Genomic DNA, 17,318 nt, shown 5'->3' with positions numbered 1-17,318 from the left:
GCATGAATAATTTTTCTATTATCTCAGAATATAAACCGGCAGGCGATCAACCAAAAGCAATAGATGAAATTATAGCAGGGTTAAGTAGCAAAAAACGCTCACAAATGTTGCTTGGTATTACGGGATCAGGCAAAACCTTTACTATGGCAAATATTATAGAGAGAACTAATCGTCCTACTCTTATTATGGCTCATAATAAAACTTTAGCTGCCCAAATCTATTCAGAGATGAAATCGCTTTTTCCAAAGAATGCCGTTGAATACTTTGTCTCATATTATGATTATTACCAGCCCGAAGCTTATATAGCACGCACCGATACTTTTATAGAAAAAGACTCATCAATTAACGAACAAATTGATTTAATGCGTCATGCCGCTACAAGATCACTATTAGAGCGTCGTGACGTTATAGTAGTTTCTTCCGTTTCCTGTATTTACGGCCTTGGCTCTCCCGATTTATATTACCAAATGATGGTTAATCTAGAGCCTGGTCAAAGCTACCCTCGTGATCAGCTACTAAACAATTTGATAAATCTACAATATGAGCGTAACGATATCGGATTTGAGCGTGGCTGTTTTAGAGTTAAAGGCGACAACATCGATATTTTCCCCTCACATTACAGCGATAAAGCTTGGCGTTTATCGTTTTTCGGTAATGAACTCGAATATATCCATGAATTTGATCCCCTAACAGGTGAAAAACTTGCTAAGCTCGATAAAGCTATGGTTTTTGGTAATTCACATTTTGTGATGCCTCAAGAAACGGTCAATAATGCCATATCAGGTATTGAAGAAGAATTACAAAAACGCTTAGAGTTTTTAAAGTCACAAAACAAACCACTTGAAACTCAAAGGCTAAATCAACGTACTCAATATGATCTTGAAATGTTAACGGAAACCGGCAGCTGTAAAGGCGTTGAAAACTACTCTCGCTTTTTCACAGGACGTAATGCCGGTGAGCCGCCTCCTACATTATTCGAATACCTACCAGAAGATGCATTATTATTTGTTGATGAAAGCCATGTATCCGTACCGCAAATTAGAGCGATGTATAACGGCGATCGAGCAAGGAAAAAAGTTTTGGTAGAGCATGGGTTTCGTCTACCCTCTGCACTTGATAACAGACCTTTAAAATTTGAAGAATGGGACAAATTTAGACCACAAACTGTGTTTGTATCTGCAACTCCAGGACCGTTCGAGTTAGAAGAAACCGGCGGCACGGTTGTAGAATTGATTATCAGACCTACTGGGCTGCTTGATCCTGAATGTATTATCAAACCCGCTACTAACCAAGTTGAGGATTTAATTAGCGAAATTCAAACCACTATCGCTCAAGGTTTTCGTGTTCTAGTCACCACCTTAACTCAAAAAATGGCAGAAGATTTAACCGCCTATTTACAGGAGCTAAAATATAAAACTTCTTATTTACATTCTAACGTTCATACTCTAGAACGTATAGAGATTTTACGAGATTTAAGACAAGGTACTATTGATGTTTTAGTCGGTATTAATCTATTAAGGGAGGGGCTTGACATCCCTGAATGCGGCTTAGTTGCTATACTTGATGCAGACAAAGAGGGGTTTTTGCGGTCGGAAGTATCGTTAATACAAACAATAGGAAGAGCTGCAAGAAATAGCGCGGGTAGAGTTATACTTTATGCCGATAAAATGACTAAATCTATCGATAAAGCCGTTAGTGAAACGTTGCGTAGAAGGCAAATTCAGCAAGAATATAATGAAAAACACGGCATAATTCCAAAAACCATCAACCGTGCTATTCACGCTTTAGCAGAATTTGAGAAAATCGATAGTAAGCTTGATAAAAAACAAGCTCATACTTTATTTGATAATCCTGCTAAGCTAAAAACCCATATTGATAAATTAAAGAAAGAAATGCTTAAAGCCGCAAGTAATCTTGAATTTGAACAAGCCGTAAAACTTCGTGATCAGCTAAAAACTCTAGAAGAGGCGGCACTCGAGTTGAGTTAATGGTGTGCGTTGTGGATACCAAAATCGTCATCGTCATTGCAAGGCAAAACTGTAAGTTTTGACAATCTCAGGAGTTTGTTATTATTTCATGAGATTGCCACGCAGCCTATGGCTGCTCGCAATGACTATTCAGTGTCCACACGGGCAATACCATTAACAACACCTAAAACTCCTACGATGATACGGTGATAAGCCATGTATATTAATAGCTTCGATATGTTCTTTGGTACCATAGCCGGAATTTTTGTGCCATAAATATTGGGGAAATTCAGCACTTAAGTCTAGCATCAAACGATCCCTAGTAACTTTTGCAACAATAGAAGCAGCAGCAATCGATAATGATAAATTATCACCGTTAATTATACTGACAAATCTTTCATCCTTAAACTGCATATTACCGTCAACTAACACTATTTCTGGCTCAAGGCTAAGATTTGCTACAGCAATAGAACAAGCTTTTTTAGTTGCCTCTAATATATTAATATCATCAATTTCGGTATGAGAAATAATAGCAGTTGCCCAAACATAATTACTAGTGATTTGTTCATATAGTAATTCTCTTTTCTTTTTGGAAAGCTTTTTAGAATCTTTAATTCCCGTTATAATATTGGCGTTATCTACTATAACGGCACTTGCTACTACCGGACCTGCAAGCGGTCCTCTACCTGCTTCATCTATACCTGCTACAATACAGTTATGATATTTTTTTTCAAAATGTAATAGATCTACTTCCATAATTGTATTTTTTTAATTTTTGATATATGATAGAGCAGTTTAGAATTACAAAAAAGGAAAAGTGCAAAATTATTTTCAATTATTAGGACTTCCGCAAGAGTATAATATTAATTTAAAGATATTAGAAAAGCAATATTTTGCTATGCAGGTAAAATATCATCCCGATAAAGCAAAAACTTTGCAGGAAAAGGAACAAAATCTAATTACTGCGGCTGAATTAAATAACGCTTACTCTACTCTTAAAGATGCCTTAAAGCGTGCTGAATATATGCTGCTTTTGCAAAATATAAATTTGAATGACGAAAAAACACGTAGTTTACTTTCGCCTCTAGAATTAAGCATATTCTGGGATGAAATGGAAATAATCGAAAATACTATCTTATTTAGTGATTTAGAAAAAATAAAAGACAAATATGAATTAATGAAAAAGCTTGAAATTGATTCTTTAAAACAAGCTTTTGAAGAACAAAATCTATCAGACGCAACTATAAAAACTAGCAAGCTTAAATATATTGGGACATTGCTGCATAAACTGCAAGAAAAAATAAAATCATGCAAATAATAGAAATTAGGGAACCGGAGCAAGCTGATTTTAAGCAAGAACGGCAAATAGCAGTCGGTATCGATTTTGGCACTACTAACTCATTAATAGCTATTGCAGCTAATAGACAAGTTAAAGTTATTAAATCTATAGATGATAAAGAATTAATCCCAACTACTATAGATTTTACAAGTAACAATTTTACTATAGGTAATAATAAAGGACTGCGTTCTATTAAAAGACTATTCGGTAAAACATTAAAAGAAATTCTAAATACTCCGGCACTTTTTTCGTTAGTTAAAGATTATCTAGATGTAAATAGTAGTGAGCTTAAGCTAAATTTTGCAAATAAACAACTGAGAATCCCTGAAATTGCAGCAGAAATTTTTATTTACCTAAAAAATCAAGCAGAAGAACAATTAAAGACTAATCTAACTAAAGCAGTAATAACAGTACCTGCACATTTTAACGATGCAGCAAGAGGCGAAGTAATGCTTGCGGCTAAAATAGCAGGTTTTGAAGTATTAAGGCTAATTGCCGAACCTACTGCAGCTGCCTATGCTTACGGCTTAAACAAAAATCAAAAAGGCTGTTATTTAGTATATGACCTAGGCGGCGGTACTTTTGACGTATCTATTCTTAATATACAAGAAGGTATTTTTCAAGTTATAGCAACAAACGGCGATAATATGCTTGGTGGCAACGATATAGATGTAGTAATTACACAATATCTTTGCAATAAATTTGATTTACCTAATTCTATAGATACTTTACAACTTGCAAAAAAAGCAAAAGAAACTTTAACATATAAAGATAGTTTTAATAATGATAATGTATCAATTAATAAGCAAACATTAGAGCAATTAATTTTACCCTTAGTAGAACGTACTATCAATATAGCTCAAGAGTGTTTAGAACAAGCAGGAAATCCAAATATAGACGGAGTTATTTTAGTAGGGGGTGCAACCCGCATTCCTTTAATAAAAGACGAATTATATAAAGCATTTAAAATAGATATTCTATCAGATATCGATCCTGATAAAGCAGTTGTATGGGGGGCTGCATTACAAGCAGAAAATTTAATAGCACCCCATACAAATTCATTATTGATTGATGTAGCACCTTTATCGCTGGGTATGGAATTATATGGCGGTATAGTTGAAAAAATCATCATGCATAATACTCCGATTCCTATTTCGGTCGTAAAAGAATTTACGACTTATGTCGATAATCAAACCGGTATACAATTTCATATATTACAAGGTGAACGTGAAATGGCTGCCGATTGCCGCAGTTTAGCCCGATTTGAGTTAAAGGGACTTCCTCCTATGAAAGCAGGATGTATTAGAGCCGAAGTTACTTTTTCTATTGACGCAGACGGTATATTATCCGTTTCTGCTTATGAGAAAATCAGCAATACATCACATGCTATAGAAGTAAAGCCAAATCACGGTATTGATAAAACGGAGATTGATATTATGTTAGAAAACGCGTATAAAAATGCTAAAATAGATTATACTACAAGATTATTACAAGAAGCAGTAATTGAAGCAGAGGCTTTAATCTTTAGCATAGAACGTGCTATAGCGGAATTAACAACTTTATCATCGGAAAGTGAGATATCTATAATTAATTCTTTATTAGATAATATAAAAGCAGCCGTACACGCTAGAGATTGGATCTTAATTAATAATTCTATTAAAGAGTTTAAATCCAAAATAAAAAAATCTATAGATACAAAGTTTAATATAATAATTAATGATTTGCTAAAAGGCAAAAATATCAATCAAATTAAATAGCCTCAGTTATATATAATATATTATATATAATCGAACTAATTTAGATAAGGAAAAATAAGAAGAATGTCAGGAAAAATAAAAGTAACATTTATTATAAATGATGGAGAAGAAAAAACAGTAGAAGCACCGATAGGGCTTTCTATTTTAGAAATTGCCCATAGTAACGATCTAGACCTTGAGGGAGCTTGTGAAGGATCGCTTGCTTGTGCTACTTGTCACGTTATTTTAGAAGAAGAATTTTACAACAAATTAAAAAAACCTACGGAAGCAGAGGAAGATATGCTTGACTTAGCCTTTGGTCTTACCGATACTTCTAGATTGGGATGTCAAATTATTTTAACCGAAGAATTAGACGGCATAAAAGTACGCCTTCCTGCTGCTACTCGTAATATAAAATTATAATGGATTAAAAAAGTGATACGTAAAATACTTCTTTTTGTGTTTTTAGCCTTTACTATAATATGGTTTGCAACTGCATATACTATAAAAAATAACGTTGTAAGTTTAATGACGAATTCTGAATCCGATAATCTTAAAATATCTTATAATGTAGTTAAGTTTTCAGGCTATCCTTTTAATTGGAAAATTACCGTAACGGATCCTAAAGTAAAATTAATTGATCATGTAAATTCTAAAGAATTTACATGCGAAAATATTGTCCTAAATATAGCTTTTAGTACTAAAAGAGCCGCTCTTAATTTCGGTCCTTTTATTAGAGAAGTCGATAATTACGGCGACAAAACATTTACCTATGATGTACGCAGCGATGATGACATAAAGGGTATAGGAAAATTTAATAAACCTTTATATAAAATATCAAAAGATGATAATTTAAAAGAAATATTAAAATCAATTCAGTTAAATAATAAAGCATTATTGATATTTAAAGATAATCAAGAAATCTTTAAAATTAATGATTTAGCATTTCTTATAAGAAAACAGAATTTAGCAAGTGAGGAAAATATATCCTTATTTTTAAACATGAATTATTATTCAGAAAAAGATATTTTGAATTTTAAAAATGCTAATTTAGATATTGCTGCTTCTTTAAAATTTGCTGAAGACGGAGAAGATTCAGCTATTTTACAAGATTTTAATATAGAAAGATTTATTTTTACTTGTGATAATGATTCTAAAATTAATTTAAACGGTGATTTACAACTCTTTGCCAATAAATTACCGAAAGGAAAACTATATTTTGAGCTAGAAAATTATAATTCCATAGTTGATAAATTATTACCGAATAATATTATTTTTTCTAAGAAACTAATTAAAACAATTATTGCTAAAGCAATTAATAAAGCTTCCGACATGCAATTAAATACAGAGCAAAATGATTCAAATTCGGCTTACAAAAATATAGAAAAAGCTAAGTTTGATATTGAGTTTTCAGACAAAGGAATAAATATCGGTGCTATTAATTTATTAGAACTAAAACTTGGTGAACATAAAGAAGACCAAAATACCACAAATAATTCAAATTAGCTTTATGAACAATTTTAAACTAGCGACTATTATTAGCATATTTCTTATTTGCAGTAATATTTATGCTGCTCCAAAAGTCATTAAAATCGGTACCGGCTCTATTTTAAAAGGATATTATGCTATTGGACTTGATTTATGCAAGACTATTACAAATGACGATAAAAATAATGAACATATTAAATGCGAAGTTGTTGCAACAAACGGTAGTATAGAAAATTTAAAATTATTACAACAAGGCAAAATTGATTTAGCCCTAGTGCAAGCTAATATTGCAGTAGAAGCATATGAGGGCATAGGTTATTATCACGATCAAGAAAAAATGCAAAATTTACGTCAGGTGCTTAATCTACATGATGAGTTTTTTACGGTTATTGTAAAAGATGAGGATAAAATAAAAGGTTTTGCTGATATTGACGGAAAAAAAATAACTAACGGTCCAGCATTTTCCAGTAGTCATATTACTTATGATATCGTACGTTCTTTATATAAATTTGCTAAGGAACCTGAAGAGCTACACATTAATTATGAAGATTCTAGTGATCAATTCTGTAATAAGGAAATAGATGCTATAATAATGATGGTTGGACATTCTAACCCCTTAGTAAATTTAATAGCTAATAAGTGTAAAATTGATTTCATTTCTATTGACAATGATAAAATAACGGAATTAATAAAACAAAATAGAGCTTTTCATAAAGCCATACTTCATAAGGGCTTATATCCAGGGATTACCGATAATCAAACTACAGTAAAAGTATCGGCAATCCTAGTAACTAGAGATGAGGCAAATCGTGATATTTTAGATAAATTTATCGGAGCTTTTCATAGAAACGTAGCAAATTTTAAACTTTCTAATTACTTATTAAATAACCTGGACATTAACTATTTCGCCGATACTAAAAATTTTGTTCTACCAAAACATGATTCAGTAAGAAACAAAAACTAACAATATCTTATGTCTGAAAATACTATATTTAAAAATATACTGATACCTATAGATTTAAATGATAAAAAATCTATAAAAGGTATTCTTTCTAAGGCTTTAATGCTTGCGACGAACTTTCAAGCAAAATTACATTTTATGTATGTAATTCCTGAATTCGGTACGAAAATGTTTGAAGATTATTTACCTAAACATTGGAGAACAGAGAAAAAAGAAAAGTATAAAGCTCAAATTAAAGAGCTTATCAAACAATATATTCCTGATGAAATTGAAACAGATTATTATATAGGTAGCGGTGCCGTTTATGATGAAATAATTAAGCACTCTAATGAAATTAAAGCCGATTTAATCATAATCTCTGCAGTCAGACTACAATTAAAAGATTATATGCTTGGACCTAATGCTTCTAAAATCGTCCGTCATTCAGATATATCAGTGTTAGTAGTAAGAGACGAGTAATAAGTATTATTTACGACTCTTGGGAGTGCATTGCTAGCGTGGATCCATAATCGTCATTGCGAGCAGCCGTAGGCTGCGTGGTAATCCACAAAAAATAAAAAAAATGCTATAAATTAGCATTTTTTACTGGATTGCTTCGTCAAAACTTACAGTTTTTTCTTGCAATGACGATTTTGGCTGTTATAACTTCACTTTCAACTTCACAAAGCCTTGATAGCTTTGATATTTCTTTTGTAAATGACAGTGATATTCAAGTAATACGCTTACATTATCTTTTTCAGTTAAAACGCTAGCACCGATATTATAAGCGACTTTATGTTGCTTCGGTAATGCGATAGTTTCATTAGCTTCTCTATCTTTCCATTTTACTTTAGCATTAAGTTTTTTACTATTATCATTAAGTAATGTTCTACAGATGCTTGAAGTGCAGGCATAACACTGAAACCTTCAGCTATTTTCTGCGGTGCTAAAGAACTACCTTACCGCCTAAAATACCGCTCTATAAATGCTACTTTTAGAAGCAATACTCAAATGCTGAATACCTACAACATCACTTTCTTGATATGTATCGTCTTTAGAGTGGCCGTATCTTATACCAAGATTTGGAGTAAGAGTAATATCACCATTCATAAGATGATTATAACTTAATAAAGTTTCAAAGTTATAATTATTATCCTTATATTTACCGGTTGCAATAGTACCTAAACGGTTGATTTACTCTTTACTATATTATGATTGTAAGCAAACATAGCTTGTATCATAAAGTTTTTCGGTAATTCTTTTTGTCCGTATAAAGTTACGATATGGCTATCGATATTAGTATTTGACCTGCTACCGTTAGATTTAAACTTTGAATCCAATTTAGTATAAGCAATACCGACTAAATCTTTGTAGTTATCAGAACCAATATCAAAACCTATAGTACCACCCGCAACATGACTTTTATAACCGGCAAAACCTTTTTGCGTATTAGTACCGTAAGTACCTGCAATCCAAAGGCTTTTATCTAACACTTTTTCATCTTCATCACCCGCAGCAACCACAGCACTAGAGAACATTCTATGCGATATAATATTACAGCTCATTTGAGTGATATCATGAATCGGATTATATATTGCTCCAATCATTTCTTCGTCTTGTTTTACTGCATTTTGCATTTCTACAACTTCAGCAGCTTCAACTCTTACAGCTTCAGCAATGCTTGCTTCTGCGGCTTCCTTTATAGAAGCAACTACTTTTGCCTCCTCTTCTTGTCTAGCTTCCTCTTGCTTCGAGTTTTCAAGGCTAACTTCAGAATCCTTAGATTCTGATTTATTTGTACTACTAGATACTTCTACTTTTGTTCGCTCCTGTATTATATTATAATCATCATTTTCATAATCTTCTTCAATGTTAAAATCATCATCTTTATCATCAAAGCCTTCAATATTGCCCTATAAAGGAACAATCCTCTCTATACGTTGAACAATCATAATTTCTGCACCAGTATGTGGAACTTCTTCCACCGGAGGCGGAACTACCCCTACATCTTCCATATTAATAACTACCGGTGCCGGTGCTAATGGAGCTGCAACTGCAGGAACAGCTATTACCTCTTCTGCATCCTCTTCAGGATCTGCCGGTAAAACCAACGGTGCAACAGGAACCACAAAAGCAACAGCAGGAGCTACTACAACTACTCCACCATAGCTTACGTCTCCATTTGCTACTGCTTGTGCTGCTGCTGACTCAGGATGTCTTGTAGCAACTTCTGCTTCATTTACAGCTACCGCTTCTATAATTGCTGCTAACCTAGAATTATTCGCTTTAAGTTGCTGCATTAATCCTGCATCTTGATTCATTCTAACATATAGATTTCTTGTTTCCTGATCTATACCACTTGCTACTTCTCTTTTAGGACCTATGAACTCAATATTGATTCCTTCTTTTATAGCTTGAGCTAATTGATTTATATTACCATCAAGTGCATCTGCATTTTTAGTTGTATATTTCTCAAAAACTTCTTCTACAATTAATGCTTTTAGTTTTTCCTTTCCTTGAGTCTTTATTGCTAACTCTCTTTTTAAATCCGTGTCAACTGAAGCTGCTATAGCTTGAACAACGGTTTCGTATTTTTTCCCCTATTTTAGAAGTAGGAGCAATATAAGCTACTGCCACTGCAACCGCAGCATTTTTTTTAGGAAAAAGATTTACGATAGGCTTTAGACTGTTCCTCTTTCTGACTAAACCGTCCATACCAAGCCCATTATATCCTATCCTCGTAGGTAGTGGCAGTCCACCTGCTACCACTATTACTGGTGCAATAACAGGGGTATTAGCAGCTTTACTCCTTCTTAATACCGCTTCTATTTTCTCATCACTTAATTATATTAAGAAATTTTCCTCTTTTAAGAAATCTTTAGTATTAGGTATTAAAGCTTTCATTTTTGCATTAAAATTATTTTGTACGGCGTCTGTTATATTTTTCTCTGTAATGGTTTTAGAAGCTTTAGATAAACCAGCTGCATTATCGGCTAAAACTTTTCTTAGTAATCTAGCATTAGTATCAACTGCCGTTTCATAAATTCTTGATAATGTTGCCGGTACAGCTTTATTGTGTAAAAATGTTAGCCTCTATCTATATTACTTTCCACTGTTAAATTAACAATATTGTTATTAATCCAATTATTTATTTGAGTATTTACTTTGTTTGCTTTAGGAGTAAGGGCTATATTATCGTGTACTTCTCCTTTATTAGGAGCTAGATCTAGTACATCGGAAAATTTTATCTCTATTTCATTATTTAAAGAATTTGCTCCTAAAACATTTTCATTTTTAGCAATATAATCTATTCTTGATATAACTGTTTTCTTATCTTGTAGTTCATATTTTATTTTTATTTCAGTACTTCTTGCCGTAATATGATTTTGTAAGTCCAGCGGTAATTTATCAAAAGTATAGTTTAACGGTCTATTGCATTATGTTCTTCTTCATTAAATAGCTCTTTAAAAAATTCCTTGTTGGCTATTTTATTATTTAAAGTTAAAGCTTGCCTTGAAATTTGCTTTATTACATCATCATCTTTTAGTCTATTCCAAATATTCTCAGCTTTTATCATTAATTGTGCTTTATCAGGCTTTGCTTCTGAAAATAATGTTAAAGACTCAAGTGAACTTTTCCTTTCTTCTAAAGTTAAAAGTGTTTTGATAGTAATCCCTAAATCTGTTTCTGCACCTAATCTAATGTTCTTACTTCTAGCTTTCCGGGATTTCCATTATTTTTAGCTAAATACATCTCATTATGAAATATTCTGTCTAAAGTATTCGGAGCTACAAGAACTTCTGCGACTGCTCTGCCTACAACCGGTGCCGGTGCAGCTATTCTTCCTCTTAATGCAGCATCTTCTTTTGCCTTTAGATTTATAACCTGCTAATTTTAGTTCATCATCACCTATGGCATCTAGATTTGCTATATCCCTAGCTATTGCAAGTCTTATACCTACACCTGCCGGAGGAGGAGCTGCTACTCCACCCGGTAGAGGTGGAGGAGGCGGTACTACTCCTGCCATTGCTTGAGGTGCTATATTACAAGACCTACTAGACCCTCATTATCTATTCTTATTTCACCTACAGTCTTTTTTAGGACAAGTGCCAGATCACTCATTGTTTAAAGCATCGAAATTATTTATCAATGCCTGCATTTTCTTACCATCCAAATCTTTAGTTATTAAACCGGCATCTTTTAAAATCTTGTTATAACTTTTTAGACCTTGCTCATCAACTACCTTATCGTTTTCATTCACTATCTTAATTTTACCGTTATCAATATATGCTTCTTTTAATTTAGCCATCTGCTCTCAATAATTAACTACTATTGCAGGATCAGCTAACTTCATTACGGATTGTCTTATGGGAATACTAGATTGTTTAGACTCAAGCTCAACTAAGTTTTGATTAACATAGTTTTTAAATTGATCTAATAATTTATGTTTTGCTTCCGGAGTAGCTACGCTTTTAAACTTATTTAAAAGGGCTGTTTCCTGATTCAGAGTATTTAGCATTAATATAGATGCTTCTTACAGATTATTTACAACTTTTAAATCGTCATTAGCATCTACACCGCCTGTCATAGCTATATATTTTAACTGCTCCAAAGGTGTATTTAAATTTTCTATGTTATAAAATTTATAGCCTTTTTAATTTTATCGTTAATACTGACAGCATTTGCCCCTTCAGCTTTAGCAAGGATTTCCAATACTTGAAGTCTATTTTCTAGAGCCATCTCTTGCTCGTTACGTCCTGTTTCTACTGCTGTATTACCTGTTAAATCAACAACTTCAACACCGGCTGCACGTGCTTCTCTTCTTTCTCTAGCACCGTTAAGTACAGGAACAACTGCTTGAAGTCTAGTGACTTCTATTATTGCGTTATTGAATAATCTTCTTTCCCCCGGCATAAGATCGTCAACAAGGTCACCAAAATCTGTACGGTCCTGAATTCCTTTTATAACATTAAGCTTTTGAGCAGGAGTTAATATTTGGTAGTCAGCAGCATGGTTCAATATATCATAGATTTTCTATATCTGCTCTTGCTTCCCCGGTCACAGCGGTAAGGATTGCAGCATTAGCACAGTTAAGTAAGAATAATTTTGTAAGTTTAGAATTTATAGATTTAATATTTTTTCCATAATATCTAATTTCTCTTTAATAAATTTATTACTTAAAATATTAATACTTTTTTGTTATTAAAGATAATGATACATAATCTATTATGTCAAAAATTTATATTGATGAGTTATAAAATAGGATAGTAACATGGATTTTATATGATATTTTAGTATTTATAGGAAATGTTATTTTTGTTAATGTTTAGTTAATTTATTAAAATCTCGTAGCACATTATACGATATTACTTCTATACATGCAAGCTATATTATTAAAATTTTCATTATTTTTAAAATGCTTTATAATGATTGTTATATAAAATGATGTCATTCCCGCATGAATACCCAAGTCGTCATTGCGAGCGAACGTTAGTGAGCGTGGCAATCTCAGGAATTGTTCCAATATTGCTTAGTCGAAACTTGCAGTTTTTCCTCGCAATGATGCAAAAATCGTTCCACGCAACCGCGCTTTCTTACCTACACGGGAATGACATTAAACCATAAGGTATATTACTTTGTCTCTCAAAACCAAATTACTTTTTATTACAATTAGCGGCATTATAATATTATATTTTGCTATTCCTCCTGCACCTTTACTTAAAGACGTAAGTTTCTCACAAAGAGTATTTGACCGAAACGGCGAGTTAATGCGTATTTCGCTTTCTAAAGACGATAAATATAGGATATTCACTCCTATACGTGAAATACCGGCAAGTTTTATAGAAACAGTACTATTATATGAAGACAAGCATTTTTATGCGCATTTTGGCGTTAACCCCGTTTCTTTAGCCAAAGCTTTTGATTCTACTTATTTACAGAATAATCGTAAAATAGGCGGCTCTACTATAACAATGCAAGTAGCACGTTTAAGATATGGAATAAACTCTTCTACTATTCTTGGTAAAATACATCAAATCATTAAAGATATTCATGTAGAGCTACATTATTCAAAAGATGAAATCCTAGAAGCTTATCTAAATCTAGTGCCTTACGGTAATATTGAAGGGATAGCAGCCGGCAGTTATATTTACTTCAATCGTGACCTAAAAGATTTAAATTTGATCGATATTCTAAGCCTTGCAGTAATCCCACAAAATCCGCTTAAAAGAGGCGGGAATGATATTAATATTTTTAAAGCACGTAAATATCTATTTACCGAGTGGCTCACGATTCACCCACAAGATATTATTTATAATAAGTTAATTAGTTTGCCGGTTAAATTTAATCAAAATAAAAAGCTTCCTTTTATTGCACCGCATTTTACTTTAGACATACTAGCAAATAATGATAGCCCTATTATACGCACTACTATAGATAAAAATCTGCAAGCTGCTATAGAACAACAAGTTCGGCTATATATTAATGATCGGAAAAAATATGGCATTAATAATGCCTCCGTAATTCTTATTGATTTTACTACTATGGAAGTGCTTGCAAGTATTGGCTCCGGAGAGTTTTTTAATAACGATATTTGTGGACAGATTAACGGCACTAAAAGCCATAGATCTCCAGGCTCAGCTTTAAAACCGTTTGTCTATGCACTTAGTTTTGATCAATCACTAATACATCCGTTAACTTTACTAAAGGATACACCTACTTACTATGATTATTATAAACCGGAAAATTTTGATAGTAGGTTTGCAGGCGGTTTAAGTGCTAGAGAATCGTTAATAAAGAGCCGTAACGTACCTGTAATATTTCTAGCGTCTAAGTTAAAAAACCCGAATTTTTATGAGTTCTTACAACAAGCAAAAATTAGCGGCTTACGAAAACCTGAAAATTACGGTTTATCTATAGTGCTCGGCACAGCAGAAATTACTCTTGAAGAGTTAACTACTCTTTATGCTATGCTTGCTAATTTCGGTACTTATAAACCGCTTAGAAAAGTATTGGATTCTACTATGTCATTCCTGCGAAAGCAGGAATCCATAAAAAATTACCTAAATGTTGGAACAAAAATTTCATATGATTTACTGGATTCCCGCTTTCGCGGGAATGACACAGGAGAGGACAAGGATGACACAGACACCGTACTACTATCCCCCGAGGCAAGCTATTTAACACTTGATATTATAAAAGATACGACTCGTCCTATTACCTATAATAATACAAGACATAACTTACCGATTTATTGGAAAACAGGTACTTCCAGCTCATTTAGAGATGCACTTAGCGTCGGCATATTCGGGAAATACGTACTTGCTGTTTAGGTTGGGGATTTCAAAGGGCAAACTCACGGAACATTTACGGGTAATATTGCTGCAGCCCCTTTATTCTTTAATATTATCGAAGCCATAGCTAGACCAAATAAAGATGAGGATTTAATCCTTTCAAAAATTAATGCACTAAATATTACTAAAGTAAGAGTTTGTGCAGATACGGGAGATATCGATAACGATATGTGTCCGGTTAAAGCAGAAACCTTATTCATTCAAGGCAAATCACCGATAAAACAATCCGGTATTTATAGAAAAATGTTGATAGATTTAAAAACCGGTATGCCTGCTTGTAACTTTATTAAAGGACAAACAGAATATAAAACAGTAAATTTATGGCCAACAGATATGCTTGCGGTTTATCAAAAAGCAGGAATACATATATTACCGAAACCGATACCTACAAACCATTGCAATAGGTTGATAAATTGGCATCATCAAAAACCTAAAATTATATACCCGTTAAAAAATTCCGTACATTCAATTAAAAATAGTGATAACATTACTTTTAGTGCGATTAGCGATAATAAAACCAACAACATTTTTTGGTTTGTGGAAAATGAATTAATAGCAACCGCGAAACCAAACGAAGCAGTAATATGGAAAGCAAAAGCCGGTGAATTTATTATTAGAGCTATCAGCGATAGCGGCGAAAGCGACAGTATAAAAATTTATATTAAAGAATAGATTAGCGGTTATATATGAAATTTAAAATTCCCACAGAAATTGAGATTAAACCTTTCACAGAAGAAGAAACTGCTCTTGATGCTTTAAAAGCAAATATTCTCAATGCATTGACTGAAGTGAATTATTCACTAATACCAGCAGGAAAAACACCAGAAGCTACAGAGTAGTAATAGGGTTACCTTATAGCGGAAAAAACACATTTTTAAATGCTCTTGAGAACAACCTTAAGATTAACGGTGAAGAATTTACATTTGATAAATTATTTGATTTTGAAACAACGCCGGAAATTCAGCATAAATATGAACCGGCTATATATGATCCCAAAAAATTTGAAATTGCAGAAAAAGTATTTTGGGAATGCTCTAACGGAGTACCCGATACAGTGCAAGAGTTAATCAATGTATTTTCCATTCAAAAGCTAGTTCAAATGACCGATAAATTAAAATTTATCATAGTAGCAAAAGAAGAGACCGTAAAATCCCCTAGTATCTTTAACAGGATTATAGACGACTTTAAAAATATTTTTCCTACAGAAGAACACAAAAAATTAAAAGGAAATGTTATATGCGTAATAACACAACATAATGAAAATAATCATGAAAACATTATACCGATGTACAAAATAGCATTGCTATTAACAAGGATATATTAGAATTCTCTGATATAAAATTTTTCTACAAACCTACTTCTCAAAATGGGGGAATAAACCTCTCTCTAGAACTAAAACACCTAGAAGAGAAAAAAGGAGTACAAAATTTAGAGATAAAGCAGCTAAGTTCATTGTTAAAGGAACAAGAAAGTCTGATAGAAAATTTACATACACAAATACAGATAAATGTAGAATGTATAATTAATACTATCCAATCAATTTTTGAAGACTTTAATGTATATACACCTCTTAACTACTCAAAATTTTTTAACTATAAGGGTTATATTAAACCATATTTACCAAGTTCTCCAATACAATACCGGCTATAGAAAAAACTCTTTCTTGTTTTGAGGGATTAGCACAATTATCAGAATTTCAAGCTATCATATTAAACAAACAAGCTAATAACCTTATAGGGGTAATATTGCAAATTTTAGACTCTATTGAGAAATTCACGGACAATAAACCGGTTATTCAAGCTTACCGATATGTATTAAACCTACAAATTAAAGAATTATCATTATTTGAAGAAATGTTATCTGGTCTCAATCCAATGATTGCTATAGTTCCTTAATTGAAATATGATTCATACAAAATCACTATCTATCTTCTATAAAAAATATAGAACCTAAACACGATCAACCAGTGCAATATTATAAAGAAGCCATAGAGTGTAAATAAGTACTCAGACAAAGCAGAAGTGACTCAAACTATAGCTAGCTGCTACTCTAAAATAGGCGATATATTGAGCGAAGCAGAAGATTATAATGAAGCTCTAACATGTAATGAAGAACTTAAAGAAATGTACAATAAAATCGACGATATGCTATTTAACTTAGGACGTGAAGACCCAGCTATCATCTTTTATAGAAAGAATAATAAATTAGACTCTATATTAAAATGTTATGACAGTCTTATAAATAATGCTGAAAAGCCTATAAAATATGATTTATATATGGCCCAAGGAAACGAACTTTGCTTTCAAAAACAACAGGAAACAGATGCTGCAGAATCATATTTTAAAGCAGCTGGTGTTGTACGTGATCCTCAAAAACAACGAGATGCAATGCTTATGGCATACAATATTCTTAGGAAACCCAAATAATAACGCAATTCAACAAACAGATATTTCAGAACAACAACAAAGAGAGGGATATCTTAATGGTATAATCGGC

General features: G+C 32.6%; 20 protein-coding genes and 2 pseudogenes. 12 read left to right on the top strand and 10 right to left on the bottom strand.

Features of this window, described 5'->3' with window-relative positions:
* The first annotated feature begins 2 nt into the window (after nt 1-2).
* A complete protein-coding gene (gene uvrB / locus ACSFFC_RS03820; RefSeq protein ID WP_014410436.1) occupies nt 3-1,988 on the top strand; it encodes an excinuclease ABC subunit UvrB in 1,986 nt (661 codons plus the stop codon).
* A gap of 153 nt (nt 1,989-2,141) precedes the next feature.
* On the opposite strand, the gene rnhB is transcribed toward uvrB, so the two are convergent.
* Nucleotides 2,142-2,723, bottom strand: coding sequence for a ribonuclease HII (gene rnhB / locus ACSFFC_RS03815; protein ID WP_010976924.1), 582 nt, complete (start codon nt 2,721-2,723; stop codon nt 2,142-2,144).
* Between the two features lie 61 nt (nt 2,724-2,784).
* Between rnhB and hscB the strand changes: the two genes are divergently transcribed.
* From hscB to ACSFFC_RS03785, 6 genes are all read left to right on the top strand, one after another.
* A complete protein-coding gene (hscB, locus tag ACSFFC_RS03810) occupies nt 2,785-3,285 on the top strand; it encodes a Fe-S protein assembly co-chaperone HscB (RefSeq protein WP_004996487.1) in 501 nt (166 codons plus the stop codon).
* Nucleotides 3,276-5,063 carry a Fe-S protein assembly chaperone HscA gene (gene hscA, locus ACSFFC_RS03805; protein WP_014410435.1) on the top strand — a complete coding sequence of 596 codons (1,788 nt, stop codon included), beginning with the start codon at nt 3,276-3,278 and terminating at the stop codon, nt 5,061-5,063. The genes hscB and hscA overlap by 10 nt, the downstream gene beginning before the upstream one ends.
* A gap of 63 nt (nt 5,064-5,126) precedes the next feature.
* A complete protein-coding gene (locus ACSFFC_RS03800; RefSeq protein ID WP_004996492.1) occupies nt 5,127-5,465 on the top strand; it encodes a ferredoxin family 2Fe-2S iron-sulfur cluster binding protein in 339 nt (112 codons plus the stop codon).
* 12 nt (nt 5,466-5,477) lie between these two features.
* Complete coding sequence (locus ACSFFC_RS03795) at nt 5,478-6,548, top strand: RP198 family tick cell line-upregulated protein (RefSeq protein WP_014410434.1); 1,071 nt, start codon at nt 5,478-5,480, stop codon at nt 6,546-6,548.
* Nucleotides 6,549-6,552: 4 nt separating this feature from the next.
* Complete coding sequence (locus tag ACSFFC_RS03790) at nt 6,553-7,494, top strand: TAXI family TRAP transporter solute-binding subunit (protein ID WP_014410433.1); 942 nt, start codon at nt 6,553-6,555, stop codon at nt 7,492-7,494.
* 9 nt (nt 7,495-7,503) lie between these two features.
* Nucleotides 7,504-7,950, top strand: a complete 447-nt coding sequence (locus tag ACSFFC_RS03785; protein ID WP_012736528.1) for a universal stress protein — start codon at nt 7,504-7,506, stop codon at nt 7,948-7,950.
* A gap of 486 nt (nt 7,951-8,436) precedes the next feature.
* Here ACSFFC_RS03785 and ACSFFC_RS03780 read toward each other — a convergent pair whose 3' ends face one another.
* From ACSFFC_RS03780 to ACSFFC_RS03740, 9 genes and pseudogenes are all read right to left on the bottom strand, one after another.
* Nucleotides 8,437-8,646, bottom strand: coding sequence for an autotransporter outer membrane beta-barrel domain-containing protein (locus ACSFFC_RS03780; protein WP_081497762.1), 210 nt, complete (start codon nt 8,644-8,646; stop codon nt 8,437-8,439).
* A gap of 5 nt (nt 8,647-8,651) precedes the next feature.
* Nucleotides 8,652-9,107 (bottom strand): autotransporter outer membrane beta-barrel domain-containing protein, encoded by a 456-nt coding sequence (locus ACSFFC_RS03775; protein ID WP_014410431.1) that lies wholly within the window; start codon nt 9,105-9,107, stop codon nt 8,652-8,654.
* Between the two features lie 276 nt (nt 9,108-9,383).
* On the bottom strand, nt 9,384-9,791 hold the full coding sequence (locus ACSFFC_RS03770) for a hypothetical protein (RefSeq protein WP_014410430.1): 408 nt from the start codon (nt 9,789-9,791) through the stop codon (nt 9,384-9,386).
* Nucleotides 9,792-10,023: 232 nt separating this feature from the next.
* Nucleotides 10,024-10,239 (bottom strand): hypothetical protein, encoded by a 216-nt coding sequence (locus ACSFFC_RS03765; RefSeq protein WP_014410429.1) that lies wholly within the window; start codon nt 10,237-10,239, stop codon nt 10,024-10,026.
* 652 nt (nt 10,240-10,891) lie between these two features.
* Nucleotides 10,892-11,047 carry a hypothetical protein gene (locus ACSFFC_RS03760; RefSeq protein WP_004996505.1) on the bottom strand — a complete coding sequence of 52 codons (156 nt, stop codon included), beginning with the start codon at nt 11,045-11,047 and terminating at the stop codon, nt 10,892-10,894.
* A gap of 180 nt (nt 11,048-11,227) precedes the next feature.
* A complete protein-coding gene (locus ACSFFC_RS03755) occupies nt 11,228-11,497 on the bottom strand; it encodes a hypothetical protein (protein WP_014410427.1) in 270 nt (89 codons plus the stop codon).
* A gap of 87 nt (nt 11,498-11,584) precedes the next feature.
* Nucleotides 11,585-11,779 carry a hypothetical protein gene (locus tag ACSFFC_RS03750; RefSeq protein ID WP_016926024.1) on the bottom strand — a complete coding sequence of 65 codons (195 nt, stop codon included), beginning with the start codon at nt 11,777-11,779 and terminating at the stop codon, nt 11,585-11,587.
* Nucleotides 11,780-11,785: 6 nt separating this feature from the next.
* Complete coding sequence (locus ACSFFC_RS03745) at nt 11,786-11,989, bottom strand: hypothetical protein (RefSeq protein WP_004996507.1); 204 nt, start codon at nt 11,987-11,989, stop codon at nt 11,786-11,788.
* A gap of 110 nt (nt 11,990-12,099) precedes the next feature.
* Nucleotides 12,100-12,532 (bottom strand): annotated as a pseudogene (locus ACSFFC_RS03740) (cell surface protein).
* Between the two features lie 574 nt (nt 12,533-13,106).
* Here ACSFFC_RS03740 and pbpC point away from each other — a divergent pair.
* From pbpC to ACSFFC_RS03715, 5 genes and pseudogenes are all read left to right on the top strand, one after another.
* Nucleotides 13,107-15,494, top strand: a pseudogene (gene pbpC / locus ACSFFC_RS03735) (penicillin-binding protein 1C).
* A 14-nt stretch (nt 15,495-15,508) separates the two neighbouring features.
* Nucleotides 15,509-15,661, top strand: a complete 153-nt coding sequence (locus tag ACSFFC_RS03730) for a hypothetical protein (RefSeq protein WP_004996517.1) — start codon at nt 15,509-15,511, stop codon at nt 15,659-15,661.
* 215 nt (nt 15,662-15,876) lie between these two features.
* Nucleotides 15,877-16,146: a hypothetical protein gene (locus ACSFFC_RS03725; protein WP_014410424.1), complete on the top strand. Its 270-nt coding sequence runs from the start codon at nt 15,877-15,879 to the stop codon at nt 16,144-16,146.
* Between the two features lie 421 nt (nt 16,147-16,567).
* Nucleotides 16,568-16,717 carry a hypothetical protein gene (locus ACSFFC_RS03720; RefSeq protein WP_155813489.1) on the top strand — a complete coding sequence of 50 codons (150 nt, stop codon included), beginning with the start codon at nt 16,568-16,570 and terminating at the stop codon, nt 16,715-16,717.
* A gap of 126 nt (nt 16,718-16,843) precedes the next feature.
* On the top strand, nt 16,844-17,248 hold the full coding sequence (locus ACSFFC_RS03715) for a hypothetical protein (protein ID WP_014410423.1): 405 nt from the start codon (nt 16,844-16,846) through the stop codon (nt 17,246-17,248).
* Nucleotides 17,249-17,318: the final 70 nt, after the last annotated feature.

Origin of the sequence: Rickettsia parkeri, from assembly GCF_051427245.1 — a bacterium.
GTDB classification, from domain to species: Bacteria; Pseudomonadota; Alphaproteobacteria; order Rickettsiales; family Rickettsiaceae; genus Rickettsia; species Rickettsia rickettsii.
Note: the sequence above shows the minus strand (reverse complement) of the source record. Positions and strands in the feature narration are given on the sequence as shown.

Coding starts and splice junctions, on each gene's coding strand:
- ACSFFC_RS03790 (WP_014410433.1), top strand. CDS start 6,553: ATGAACAATTTTAAACTAGCGACTATTATTAGCATATTTCTTATTTGC.
- ACSFFC_RS03750 (WP_016926024.1), bottom strand. CDS start 11,779: ATGGCTAAATTAAAAGAAGCATATATTGATAACGGTAAAATTAAGATA.
- ACSFFC_RS03775 (WP_014410431.1), bottom strand. CDS start 9,107: ATGCAAAATGCAGTAAAACAAGACGAAGAAATGATTGGAGCAATATAT.
- ACSFFC_RS03755 (WP_014410427.1), bottom strand. CDS start 11,497: ATGGCAGGAGTAGTACCGCCTCCTCCACCTCTACCGGGTGGAGTAGCA.
- ACSFFC_RS03785 (WP_012736528.1), top strand. CDS start 7,504: ATGTCTGAAAATACTATATTTAAAAATATACTGATACCTATAGATTTA.
- ACSFFC_RS03800 (WP_004996492.1), top strand. CDS start 5,127: ATGTCAGGAAAAATAAAAGTAACATTTATTATAAATGATGGAGAAGAA.
- rnhB (WP_010976924.1), bottom strand. CDS start 2,723: ATGGAAGTAGATCTATTACATTTTGAAAAAAAATATCATAACTGTATT.
- ACSFFC_RS03745 (WP_004996507.1), bottom strand. CDS start 11,989: ATGCTAAATACTCTGAATCAGGAAACAGCCCTTTTAAATAAGTTTAAA.
- ACSFFC_RS03760 (WP_004996505.1), bottom strand. CDS start 11,047: ATGATAAAAGCTGAGAATATTTGGAATAGACTAAAAGATGATGATGTA.
- ACSFFC_RS03730 (WP_004996517.1), top strand. CDS start 15,509: ATGAAATTTAAAATTCCCACAGAAATTGAGATTAAACCTTTCACAGAA.
- uvrB (WP_014410436.1), top strand. CDS start 3: ATGAATAATTTTTCTATTATCTCAGAATATAAACCGGCAGGCGATCAA.
- ACSFFC_RS03770 (WP_014410430.1), bottom strand. CDS start 9,791: ATGAATCAAGATGCAGGATTAATGCAGCAACTTAAAGCGAATAATTCT.
- hscA (WP_014410435.1), top strand. CDS start 3,276: ATGCAAATAATAGAAATTAGGGAACCGGAGCAAGCTGATTTTAAGCAA.